11 protein-coding genes are annotated in these 11,963 nt (G+C 65.8%); 10 read left to right on the top strand and 1 reads right to left on the bottom strand.

The genetic code is table 11. The annotated features are described in order from the left end of the window. Window positions 1-68 precede the first annotated feature (68 nt). The 10 genes from BMX99_RS16790 (at window position 69) to BMX99_RS16745 (ending at window position 10,739) form a co-directional block, all read left to right on the top strand. A complete protein-coding gene (locus BMX99_RS16790) occupies window positions 69-1,223 on the top strand; it encodes an iron-containing alcohol dehydrogenase (RefSeq protein WP_093454621.1) in 1,155 nt (384 codons plus the stop codon). Next, the gene (locus BMX99_RS16785) at window positions 1,223-1,660 is read left to right on the top strand and encodes an acyl-CoA thioesterase (protein WP_093454618.1); all 438 of its coding nucleotides are present in this window, start codon (window positions 1,223-1,225) and stop codon (window positions 1,658-1,660) included. Before BMX99_RS16790 ends, BMX99_RS16785 begins: the two co-directional genes overlap by 1 nt. Before the next feature lie 339 nt (window positions 1,661-1,999). Then, complete coding sequence (locus BMX99_RS16780; protein ID WP_093454615.1) at window positions 2,000-3,019, top strand: ABC transporter substrate-binding protein; 1,020 nt, start codon at window positions 2,000-2,002, stop codon at window positions 3,017-3,019. Window positions 3,020-3,112: 93 nt separating this feature from the next. After that, window positions 3,113-4,606, top strand: a complete 1,494-nt coding sequence (locus BMX99_RS16775) for a sugar ABC transporter ATP-binding protein (RefSeq protein ID WP_093454612.1) — start codon at window positions 3,113-3,115, stop codon at window positions 4,604-4,606. Window position 4,607: 1 nt separating this feature from the next. Continuing rightward, entirely contained in the window at window positions 4,608-5,564 is a 957-nt protein-coding gene (locus BMX99_RS16770) for an ABC transporter permease (protein ID WP_093454609.1), read from the top strand. Further along, a complete protein-coding gene (locus BMX99_RS16765; protein ID WP_093454606.1) occupies window positions 5,561-6,508 on the top strand; it encodes an ABC transporter permease in 948 nt (315 codons plus the stop codon). Before BMX99_RS16770 ends, BMX99_RS16765 begins: the two co-directional genes overlap by 4 nt. Further along, window positions 6,508-7,515: a LacI family DNA-binding transcriptional regulator gene (locus BMX99_RS16760; protein WP_093454603.1), complete on the top strand. Its 1,008-nt coding sequence runs from the start codon at window positions 6,508-6,510 to the stop codon at window positions 7,513-7,515. The genes BMX99_RS16765 and BMX99_RS16760 overlap by 1 nt, the downstream gene beginning before the upstream one ends. Before the next feature lie 3 nt (window positions 7,516-7,518). After that, window positions 7,519-8,760 carry a Gfo/Idh/MocA family protein gene (locus BMX99_RS16755; RefSeq protein ID WP_093454600.1) on the top strand — a complete coding sequence of 414 codons (1,242 nt, stop codon included), beginning with the start codon at window positions 7,519-7,521 and terminating at the stop codon, window positions 8,758-8,760. Between the two features lies 1 nt (window position 8,761). Then, window positions 8,762-9,706 carry a glucokinase gene (locus BMX99_RS16750; RefSeq protein ID WP_093454597.1) on the top strand — a complete coding sequence of 315 codons (945 nt, stop codon included), beginning with the start codon at window positions 8,762-8,764 and terminating at the stop codon, window positions 9,704-9,706. Further along, window positions 9,696-10,739, top strand: a complete 1,044-nt coding sequence (locus BMX99_RS16745; protein WP_093454594.1) for an SIS domain-containing protein — start codon at window positions 9,696-9,698, stop codon at window positions 10,737-10,739. Before BMX99_RS16750 ends, BMX99_RS16745 begins: the two co-directional genes overlap by 11 nt. A 77-nt stretch (window positions 10,740-10,816) precedes the next feature. Here BMX99_RS16745 and BMX99_RS16740 read toward each other — a convergent pair whose 3' ends face one another. Beyond that, on the bottom strand, window positions 10,817-11,920 hold the full coding sequence (locus BMX99_RS16740) for a C4-dicarboxylate TRAP transporter substrate-binding protein (protein WP_093454591.1): 1,104 nt from the start codon (window positions 11,918-11,920) through the stop codon (window positions 10,817-10,819). Between the last annotated feature and the right edge of the window lie 43 nt (window positions 11,921-11,963).

The following is an 11,963-nucleotide window of genomic DNA, read 5'->3' as shown; positions in this document are numbered from 1 at the left end:
CTGTACCTGCCCGTCAGGACCCCGGCCCGCACCACGATTTCAGCACTTTGACCCACGGGAATTCGATCATGCAGCCCTTTGTCTTCAACACCACAAAGTCCATTGTCTTCCGGCCCGGGGCCTCGGCCGAACTGGCGCAGGTGGCAGGCGGGCTGCTGGGCCAGCGGGTGCTGTTCGTCACCGATCCGGGCCTGCGCAAGCTGGGGCTGTGTGACCCTGCGCTGGCCGCGCTAAAGGACGCCGGACACGAGGTGATCCTGTTCGACACGGTCGAGGCGGATCCGTCCCGCGCGACGCTGGAACAGGCGGTCGCGGCCGGGGAAGGTGCCACCGGCGTCGTGGGCTTTGGCGGCGGATCGTCGCTGGACGTGGCCAAGGTCGCGGCGCTTCTGCTTGGCTCGGGCGAGGACCTGGACGAGGCCTGGGGCGTCGGTCAGGCCAAGGGCCCGCGCCTGCCACTGGTGCTGGTGCCGACCACCGCCGGCACGGGATCCGAGGTCACGCCGGTTTCGATCATCACCGTCGGGGCCGAGGAAAAGCGCGGCGTGTCTTCGGCCGTGATCCTGCCCGACATCGCGCTTCTGGATGCGGATCTGACCCTGGGCCTGCCCGCGTCGATCACCGCCGCGACCGGGGTTGACGCCATGGTCCACGCGATCGAGGCCTATGCCTCCTCCAACGCCAACAACAACCCGCTTAGCCAGATGCTGGCCCGGCAGGCGCTGCAGCTTCTGGGTGCGAATATCCGCACGGTCGTTACCGATCCCGGCAATGTCGAGGCGCGCGGCGCGATGCTTCTGGGGTCGATGCTGGCGGGCCAGGCCTTTGCCAATTCGCCGGTCGCCGCTGTGCATGCGCTGGCCTATCCGATCGGCGGGACCTTCCATATCCCCCATGGGCTGTCGAATGCGCTGGTCCTGCCACATGTGCTGCGCTTCAACGCGCCTGAGGCCTATGCGCTTTATGCCGAGATCGCCGCCGACGCCTTCCCGCAGCTGGCCCAGGTCGAAGGCACCCAGGCCCGCTGTGCCGCCTTCATCGAGGCGCTGGCCGATCTGGCGGTTGAACTGAAGATGCCGACCCGCCTGCGCGACGTCGACATCCCCGAAACCGCGCTTGAGAAGATGGCCGAGGACGCGATGATCCAGCAGCGCCTTCTGGTCAACAACCCGCGCGCCGTCACCCAGGCGGACGCGCTGGCGATCTACCGGGCCGCCTGGTGATGGCCGCCCCCCGCCCCCGCCGCGCCGATTTCGCCACCTTCCGCCCGATGCAGACCCGCTGGATGGACAACGACGCCTATGGCCACATGAACAACGTGGTGCATTATTCGCTGTTCGACACGGCGGTAAACGGCTGGCTGATCGAACAGGGGCTTCTGGATCCTCTGACCTCGGACAGCTATGGGCTGGTGGTCGAGACGGGGTGCAAATACTACGCCGAGATGCAGTTTCCCGACGTGGTTCATGCGGGCCTGCGGGTGGCGAGGATCGGCGGATCCTCGGTCCGGTTCGAAATCGGGCTGTTCCGCAACGACGAAGACGAAGCCGCCGCCGAGGGCTTTTTTGTCCACGTCTATGTCGGCCGCGACACGCACCGCCCGGTGCCGATCGAAGGGGCCCGCCGCGCGGCGTTCGAAGGGCTGTTGATGGCAGAGTGATCCGCCCAACCGATCCCCGGTTTGGCGGCTTGAATTTGCGAATCCACCGCAGGCGTCAGGCGGCGATGACATGCGTGCCTTCGCTGTAAAGTGAATGCGCAGACCTATAGCGGCGTTTTCCGCGTTGCGGCGTGATGCACATCCATCATTTTAAAATTAGCTTCACAATTTCAGGCTCCTAGACCCTGTTTTCACATGCAGAAACTTCCTGCCTTCACCCATGCGCCCCACTTGGAAATCGATTTCATATTGACAGATCGACCTGCGCGCAGGCAGCTTGGTAATCGATTACCAAAGCCGGAAGACACGTGGCCTGGGTAACACATCAGGGAGAGTAGAATGTCCAAGTTCATCAAGGCGGCATCGGTGATGTCGTTGCTTGGGGCCACCGCAACGGTCGCCCATGCAGAAGAATTCACCATCGGTCTGTCCAATGGCTGGGTCGGCTCCGAATGGCGCACCCAGATGATCGCCGAAGCCGAAGAGGCCGCGAAAGCCTGGGCCGACAAGGGCGTCACCGTCACCACCAAGGTGCAAAGCGCCAACGTCGACGTACCCGGCCAGATCGCCCATGTGCGGAACTTCATCAGCCAGGGTGTCGACGCGATCATCATCAACCCGAACAGCCCGACGGCCTTTGACCCGGTCTTTGCCGAAGCGGCAGATGCCGGCATCCTCGTGATCGCCACCGACGCCGAAGTCTCCAGCCCCGATGCGATCTATGTCGGCATCGACCAGAAGGGCTGGGCCGAGATGTCCGCGCGCTGGCTGGCCGAGACGCTGGACGGCAAGGGCACGGTCGTGGCGATCAACGGTGTCGCCGGTCACCCGGCCAACGAAATGCGCGTTGCCGGCTACCAGGAAGTCTTCGGCGAATTCCCCGGCATCGAGATCGTCAACGAAGTCAACGGCAACTGGGACCAGGCGCAGGGCCAGCAGGCCATGCAGAACATCCTGGCCACCTATCCCGACATCGACGGTGTCTGGGTGCAGGACGGCATGGCCGCAGGGGCCTGGCGCGCGATGCAGGATGCGGGCCGCGACGACATCTATGCCACCGGCGAGATCCGCAAGGACTTTATCGACATCTGGTCGGAAAACAGCCTGAAGTCCGGCGCTTCGGTGAACCCTCCGGGTGTCATGGCCTCGGCCCTGAACGTGGCCGTGAACATGCTGATGGGCAAGGAGCTGAAAGAACCGGCCACCGCCGGCGTCTATGGCAACGCGATGTACCTGCCCATTCCCTTCATCTCGGATGAAAACCTGGGCGAAGCCTCGGCCGCGCTGGAGGGTCAGCCCGGCTACACCTCCTACACCTCTTCGCTCAGCATCGACGACGCCACCGCGCTCTTCGACTGATCGACGTCTTCACGACATGATATGACACAGCATCGGACCGTTCCGCGGTCCGGTGACCCCCGCCCCGCAGCCTTCTGACCAAGCAGACGCCCCATGCCACAGCTGACGATGACAGACATGTACAAGGCCTATGGCGCGACCGTTGCGCTGAAGTCCGGCCAGATCGCGCTGCACCCGGGTGAGCTGCACGTGATCATGGGCGCTAACGGGTCGGGCAAGAGCACCCTGTGCAAGATCCTGGCCGGATCGGTGAAACCCGACGGCGGCCGGATCGAGCTTAACGGGAAAGAGATCACCATTTCTGGCCCCAAGGCCGCGCGGGACCTGGGCGTTTCGATCTTCTACCAGGAACTGTCGCTGTCCAAGAACCGCAGCGTGGCCGAGAATATCCTGGCCCGCGATCTGCCCTGCCGGGCCGGTTTCGTCGATCGCAAGGCGGTGCTGGCCCGCGCCGAAAAGGTCTTTGCCCCTTTCCGCGACGTGGCCGGCGATGATTTCGACCTGAAGACCCGCGTCGGTGACCTGCGCCCCGATCAGCGCCAGCTGGTCGAAATCGCCAAGACCTTTGCCGGTGGCGCGCGGATCTTCATATTTGACGAACCGACCTCGGCCCTGGACCGGGCGCAGACAGAAGCCTTCTTTCGCGAACTCGACCGCCGCAAGGCCGAAGGGGCCTCGATCGTGTTCATCTCGCATCGCATGGAAGAGGTGTTCGAGATCGGCGACCGCGTGACCGTCATCCGTGACGGGGAAACTGTATCCTCGGCCCCGCTGGCGGAAACCACACGCGACCGTATCGTGGCCGAGATGGTCGGCGGCGAAACCGGGGCCAGCGTCTTTGCCGACCCTCCTGCCGCACCGGTGCCGGGTCCGGAAAAGCTTCGGGTTCAGGGGCTGACCTCGCGCCGGCTGCGCGATGTGTCCTTCACCCTGCACGCCGGTGAGGTCCTCGGCCTGGGCGGGCTGCATGGCCAGGGCCAGTCCGACCTTCTGCGCGCACTTTTCGGATTGGAGCCGCTGGACGGCACCCTGACGCTGGACGGGGCTCCGATCACCCTGCCCTCGCCCCGGCGGGCGATCCGGCAGGGCTTCGGCTATATCTCGGGCGACCGGCAAAGCGACGGCGCGATCTCGGGGCGGTCGATCTTTGAAAACGTGGTGCCGATCCACCTGTTCAAGACCCGCGCCTTCTTCGTGAACCACGCCACCCTCTCGGCCGAGGTGGACCGGGTGCTGGCGATCCTCGCCACCCGCCACGGTGGACGCATGGCCCCGATCAGTTCGCTGTCGGGCGGGAACCAGCAGAAGGTCATCATCTCGCGCTGGCTGATGGATGAAACCGGGGTGCTGCTGCTGGACGATCCCACCAAGGGCATCGACCTGGCGACCAAGCTTGAACTTTTCGCGCTGATCCGGTCGCTGGCCGACAAGGGCATGGCGATCCTTCTGTATTCCTCGGAAGATGCCGAGCTTCTGGCGAATTCCGACCGGATCCTTGTCTTCAACAACGGTGCCGTGGTGCAGGAACTGCAGGGCAATGACCGCACCCGCACCCAGCTGACCCGCGCCGCGTTCGAGGCCGCCTGAGATGACCCTGCCAAGCCTCCTTCGCAAGATGCCGCCCTTCATGCCGGTGCTGATCATCCTGATCTGCATGTTCGCGCTGAATGGCCTGGCAGAACCGAATTCCCTGTCGCCCTACGCGCTGAAGGGGCTGATCAGCACCTACCTGGCGCTGATGTTCCTGTCGGTCGGACAGACAATCGTGATCTTCGCCGCCGATATCGACCTGTCGGTCGGGGCGATCCTGGGGCTGGTGAACGTGACGCTTGTGTCGATGATGCAGGTTCTGGGCGGCGAACCTGCGGGGATCTTCGCGGCCATGGCGATCGCGCTGGCGGTCGGGGCGGGCTGCGGATTGCTGAACGGCATCCTGGTGGTGGTACTGCGGCTGCAGGCGATCGTGGCGACCTTTGGCACCTCGGTGCTGTTCCTGGGGCTGGCGCTGTGGATCATGCCGGTGGCGGGCACGCCTGCGCCGCGGCTGTTCTGGCGCACCTTCGGAGGCCGGATCGCCGGCATCCCCTTTGCCTATTTCGTTCTGGCCGGGCTTCTTGTGCTGATCGTGCTTCTGTCGCGGTCGCGCTTCGTGCCGCGGCTGCTGACCGTGGGCGACGATCAGCTGGCGGCCTATCAGACGGGCCTTCCGGTTCAGTCGATCCGGGTGCGCGGCTACGTGGCCTGCGGGATCTTCGCGGCGCTCGCGGGGTTCTGCATCACCGGCGACACGGCCAGTGGCGATCCAAATGTCGGCGGGTTGATCACGCTGAATTCCGTGGCGGCCGCGGTGCTGGGCGGGGCGGCCCTGTCGGGCGGGGTCGGGACGCTTTTCGGGTCGGTGCTGGGATCGCTTGTCATCGGGCTGGTCGGCAGCCTGGTCTTCTTCCTTGGCACGCCCTCGGAATGGCAGAACCTGGTGCAGGGCCTGACCGTCCTGGCCGCGCTGATGGTCGGCATCCTCTTTGGCGGAAAGGCACGGGCATGAGCATGGCGACCTTCAGACCCATCCTGATCGCCGGCGGCCTGGTCGTCGCGCTGATGATCGCAGGAGAGCTGGTGTCGCCTGGCTTCGCCTCGCCCGAGCAGATCCTGCGGCTGTCCATCGTCGCGGCGCTTCTGGGCATCGTCGCCGCCGGGCAGAACCTGGTGATCCTGGGCGGGCGCGAAGGCATCGACCTGTCCGTCGGCGGGGTGATTTCGCTGTCGGCGCTGGTAGCGGGCAACGTGATGAACGGTCTGGATGCCGGGCTGCTGCCCGCGATCCTGGCCTGCGTGGCCGTCGGCGCGATCTTCGGGCTTCTGAACGGACTTGGTGTCACTTTGCTGCGCATTCCGCCCCTGGTCATGACGCTTGGCATGCTGGGCGTGTTGCAGGGCCTTCTGGTCGTGGCCCGCAACGGCATCCCTTCGGGGCGCGCGGCGCCGATGCTGTCGGATTTCGTGTCGCAACCGCAGTGGCTGGGCCTACCGGGCATCCTGTGGCTGTGGGCGCTGATCGGGCTGGCCATGGCCGGGCTTCTGGGGCGTACCGTCTTTGGCCAGCGCATCTTTGCCATCGGGGCCAATGAACCGGCGGCACGGCTGGCCGGGGTGCCGACGCGGCTGACCCGCACCATGCTTTACGTGTTGTCGGGCGTCTTTTCCGCCATCGCGGGGCTGTGCATCCTGGGCTATTCCGGTTCCTCCTTTGCCAATGTCGGCGGGCAGTACATGCTGTCGTCGATCATCGCGGTTGTCCTGGGCGGCACGCCCCTGTCCGGCGGGCGCGGTGGTTATACCGGCACGATGATCGGGGCGCTTCTTCTGGTGGTGCTGCAGGGCCTGCTGACAACGCTCAGCATCGAGGAATCGGGCCGGCAGATCATTTTCGGCAGCGCGTTGATCGTCCTGCTTCTGTTTTACGGGCGTAGCAGCGGGATGCGTGTGTGATGGCCAGGAACGTCAGGATCAAGGATATCGCCGAGGCGCTCGGCCTGTCGACGGCAACGGTCAGCCGGGCGATCTCGACCCCCGCCCGCGTGGCCGAGCCGACGCGCTCGATCGTGCAGGCCAAGGCGGCCGAGATGAACTATCGCCCGAACGTGCAGGCCCGGTCGCTGCGGACGCAGAAGTCCATGTCGATCATCGTGGCGGTGCGCGACATCTCGAACCCCTTCTACCTTGAGGTCTTCAAGGGGGCAGAGGCCGTCGCACATGCGGGCAAGTACACCGTCCTGATGGGCAATACCGAAAACAACCCTGCGCGCGAGGCCGAGTATTTCGAGATGCTGCGCGACGGCAATGCCGACGGCATGATCCTGATGACCGGCAGCATGCCCGACGGCTGGACCGGCCCCAACAAGGCGCTGGTCGTCGCGCTTGAGATGATCGACGATGCCGGGCTTAGCCGGGTGCTGATCGACAACGCCGCCGCCGCGCGCAAGGCCGTCGATCACCTGGTCGCCATGGGTCACCGCCGCATCGCCCATATCACCGGCCCCGCAGGCGAAGGCATGAGCGAACGGCGCAAGGCCGGCTTCGTCGCGGCGCTGGCCGATCACGGGCTGGACCTGCCGCCCGCCTATGTGCAGCCCGGCGACTTCCGTTTCGACACCGGGCGCGACGCGACCCGCGCGCTTCTGGCCCTGCCCGAACCGCCGACCGCGATCTTTGCCGCCAACGACGAAATGGCCGCCGGAGTGCTGAGCGAGGCGCAGCAGCAGGGGCTGTCGATCCCCGCCGACCTGTCGGTGATCGGGATGGACGACATCTATCTCAGCCGCGCGGTCTTTCCGCCGCTGACCACGATCAGCCAGCCGCGCCAGGACATCGGCCGCACCGCGATGGAGATGCTGCTGGCCCAGCTTGGCGGCGTGGACGAGCCGCAAGAGAAGATCTTTCCAACAACATTGATCGAGCGCGCCACAGTGGCGCGCCCAAAAGACGAACGGGAGTAGACCATGACCTTCGAACCCAAGGACGCGCTGAGGATCGGCATCGTCGGCACCGGCTTCATTGCCGAATTCCACCTGCGCTCTCTGATCGGCGTGCGCAATGTCACGGTCCACGGGGTCTATTCCCGCAACAAGGACAACCGCGACCGCATCACCGCGCTCAGCCAAAGCCTTGATCTGGGCCCCTGCCCCGGCTTCGACAGCCTCGAGGCGCTGGTTCAAAGCGGTGAAATCGACGCGATCTGGATCCTGTCGCCAAACCACACCCGCCTGGCGGTGATGGAAACGATCTATGACGAGGTGAAGGCCGGGCGGTCCTCGATCCGGGCGGTGGCCTGCGAAAAACCCCTGGCCCGGACCCTGCGCGAAGCCCGCCGCATGGTCGAGCTGGTCGAGGATGCCGGCCTGCTACACGGCTACCTGGAAAACCAGGTCTTCTGCACGCCCGTGATCCGCGGCAAGGAAATCATCTGGCGCCGCGCCGCCCGCACCACCGGCCGCCCCTATCTGGCCCGCGCCGCCGAAGAACACAGCGGCCCCCATGCCGCCTGGTTCTGGCAGGGTGACAAGCAGGGCGGCGGTGCCCTGTCGGACATGATGTGCCATTCGGTCGAGGTGGCCCGCCACCTGCTGACCGACCCGGAAAAGCCGCGCGAAAGCCTGAAGGTCAAATCCGCCGTCGGCAAGGTGTCCACCCTGAAGTGGTCGCGCCCGACCTACGCCGATGAACTGGCCGAGAAATACGGGGCCGAGGTCGATTTCCGCAATCGCCCGACCGAGGATTTCGCCTATGGCCAGCTGGTGCTGGAAGACGAGGACGGCACTGAAATGGTGATCGAGGCGACGACCTCCTGGGCCTACGTCGGCGCCGGTCTGCGCATCAAGCTGGAAATGCTGGGCCCGGAATATTCGATGGAATTCGACAGCCTGTCGTCGGGCCTCAAGGTCTTCATGTCGCGGCGCGTGTCCGGGGCCGAGGGCGAGGACCTGGTGGAAAAGCAGAACTCGGAACAGGGTCTGATGCCGGTGCTGGAAGACGAGGCCGGGGTCTATGGCTACACCGACGAAAACCGCCACATGGTCGAACGCTTCCGCAAGGGAGAGCTGCCGGACGAGAATTTCCACGACGGCCTGGCCGTGGTCGAAATGATGATGGCGCTGTACCTTTCGGCCGAGAAACAGGCGACCGTGACCTTCCCCTGCCCCGAGCTGGAAGACTACGTGCCGCTGGTTGCGCGCGGGGCCTGACATGTCCGCCGCCCTGCTGGTCGCGGATCTTGGGGGGACCAACTGCCGCCTTGGCCTGGTCGCCCCGGGAACGGACCGGATCGACGACGTCCGATCCATCGCCAATGACACGGCCAGCGGTTTCGTTCCGCTTGTGGCGTCCTATCTGGACGGGCGGCGGATCGACCGCATGGTCGTGGCCATCGCCGCCCCGGCGGACGGCGCGCGGATCCAGCTGACCAACCGCGACTGGGTGATCGACCGGGACGAGATCACGGCGGCCTTCGGCCTCGCGGGGCTTGAGATCGCCAATGATTTCGAAGCCCTTGGTCATGCGCTTGCCCGGCCCGAGGCGCTGGAATCCGTCGTCGTGAAACCGGGCGCAGCGACGGATGGCACGCGGATCATCCTGGGCGCGGGCACAGGGTTCAATTGTTCGGCGCGGCTGTCCAATGGCAGCGTCGTCGTCTGCGAAGCCGGGCATACGACCTTCGCCCCGGTCACCGACCTGGACCGCCGCCTTCAGGCAGAGTTGAGCGCGAAATACACCCGGTGTTCAACCGAACGTCTGCTTTCGGGGTCCGGCCTGCGGGAAATCCACGCGATGGTTTCTGGCACGCCCGTCGGTGCCATCGACGGCAAGGCGCTGATCGCCGCGGCGCTTTCGGGGCAGGATGCCCAGGCCCGCACCAGCGCCGAGGCCTTCGCCCGGATGCTGGGCCAGGTGGCCGGCGATCTGGCGCTGCTGTTCCAGGCGGGCGGGGGCATCTGGCTGTCTGGCGGGCCGACCCGGGCGCTGCGCCCATTGCTGGCCGACCCCGACGGCCCGTTCCAGCGCGCCTTCACCGACAAGGGCCGCATGGCCCCGGTGATGAAGACGTTTCCGGTGCATCTGGTGACCTCGGATCAGGCGGCGATTGCCGGCTGCCTCAGCATAGCCACAGGGACGTTCAAGGATGGCAGGTGACATGGTGATCGACGACGACAGAACCACGGACGCACCCGGCGCGCTGATGCGCCGCGAGGCCGGCGAAGCCGCCGGGGTGCTGCTGCGCCGCATGGCCCAGGTGCCCGCGCGCGATGCGCTTCTGGGCAGCTTTGGCGCGCCGCGCGCGATCTATACCATTGCGCGGGGATCTTCGGACGCGGCCTGCACCGTCTTCAACTACGAAGCCATGGCCCAGCTTGGCCTGCCCGCCACGACGCTGCCGCCTTCGGTCTTCTCGCTTGGCGGCGGGGTTGAACTTGAGGGCGCGCTGGTCGTCGCCCTGTCGCAATCGGGGGCCAGCGCGGATCTTGTCGCCTCGGCCCGGGGGGCGGTCTCGGGGGGCGCGCGGGTGGTGGCGATCACCAATGTCGACGGCTCGGAGATCGAGGCGCAGGCGCATCACCGCATTCCGATCCTGGCCGGGCCGGAACGCGCCGTGCCCGCCACCAAGTCGGTCGTCGGATCGATCGCCGGGGGGCTGGCGCTGATGTCATCGCTGTCGCCCGCCTTTGCCGCCGCGCAATCCGCCTTTCTCGCCGACACCAAGGCCGCCGACCTGGGCCAGCTGGATGCGCCGGGGCTGGATCAGGCGATCACCGGAGCGCGGCATATCTATGTCATCGGGCGCCAGCAGATGCTGGGCGCGGCGCAGGAAATCGCGCTGAAGATCAAGGAGTGCTGCGCCATTCACGCCGAGGCCTATTCCGCATCGGAGGTGCTGCATGGTCCCCTTCAGCTGTCCAGCCCCCGGCTGCTGACGCTGATCCTGGACGATGGCGACCCGCGCCTTCAGGACGGTCTGGACACCGCACAGGACCGGTTCGCCCGCGCCGGGGCCCAGGTGATCCGGCTGCGCACCGGCCTGGCCATGCGCAGCGCCCGCCCCTGCGGGGCCGTGCTGGCCGCCGACATGCTGATCGCGCTTTATCCTCAGATCCTGGCCGCAGCGCTGGATCTTGGGGTCGATCCCGACAGCCCCAATCTTCTGAAGAAGGTCACGCAGACGACCTGACCTGCGCCCTTCGCAAGAACGAAAAAGGCCGGCCAGGGGATGCCCTGGCCGGCCTTGCCTTCAGATCGACGCGGGCCTTACTGACCGACGGGCATGGCTTCTTGATAGATGCGCGCCGCAATGGCGTCGCGGTCGCCGTCCAGTTCGTCCACGATGCCTTCCCACTTCTTCAGCAGGCCCAGATAGGTCTCTAGCAGGGCGTCTGCATTGGCGATCTCGCGCTGTTCGGCCAGGGCCTTCATGCGGTCGACCTCGGTTTCGGCAAAGGCGGCAAAGGCGGCTTTCAGATCCTCGGCGGGCTCGATGACGTTGACATTGTGGCCTCCGGCTTCGGCCAGGGCCTGATTGTCCTCTGCGTCGAATTCCACGGCCACATCAACGGCGGCGGCGATGCCTTCCTTGTAGAACAGCGTCTGCTGTTCAGCGCTTAGATCGCCCCAGGTGTCGGCGTTCATGTTCAGCGGGATACCACCGGCGAAGGTGCCGATCGGCAGGTTGCTGACATCCTTGACCACGTCAAACAGGGAAAACTGGATCAGCCAGGCGGCACTACCGGCGACACAATCCAGCTGGCCGCGCTCCAGCCCCTCATAGGCCTCGGGCACGGTCATGGTCACCGCGTTGCCCCCTGCCGCATTCACCCAAGAGGCCCAGCTGCCGAAGGTCCGGACGCGCAGGCCCTTCATGTCCTCGGCGGTTTCGACCGGCTTGTTGCACATGGTCTTGTAGGGGGGCGTCGCGTGATAGGCGATCGGCACGATGCCCTGCGCCTCCATCTCGTCCAGACACTGCGGGCAATGCTTGAAGATCATTTCGTTATACGCACCGGCACCGACCAGCGCATCGCGCACCAGGATCGAGCCCTCGGACAGCCAGGCCGCCGTCGACAGCTCGCCCGGGTGGTAAGAAGTCGCCAGCAGGCCCATGTCGGCCACGCCGTCGCGGATGGCCTGCAGCGTGTTGCGGCCACCGGCCACGGTGCCGTCGGTAAAGACCTTGAAGGTCACCTCTCCTCCGGTGGCTTCGGTCACGCGGTCGAAGAAGGGGGTCAGCACCTTGGTGTGCAGGGTGCTGGAGCCGGGGAACCAGCTGGAATAGGTCACCTCGGTTTCAGCCATGGCGATCTGCGGGGCCAGGGCCAGGGCCGCGGCCCCAAGGGTCATTTTGAACGCTGTCTTCATGTCATCCTCCCATAGGATATTTTGGTTTTCAGTATCTTGGCCC

Source organism: Pseudooceanicola nitratireducens (genome assembly GCF_900109195.1).
Classification (GTDB): Bacteria; Pseudomonadota; Alphaproteobacteria; order Rhodobacterales; family Rhodobacteraceae; genus Pseudooceanicola; species Pseudooceanicola nitratireducens.
This window is presented reverse-complemented; position numbering and strand designations above follow the sequence as displayed.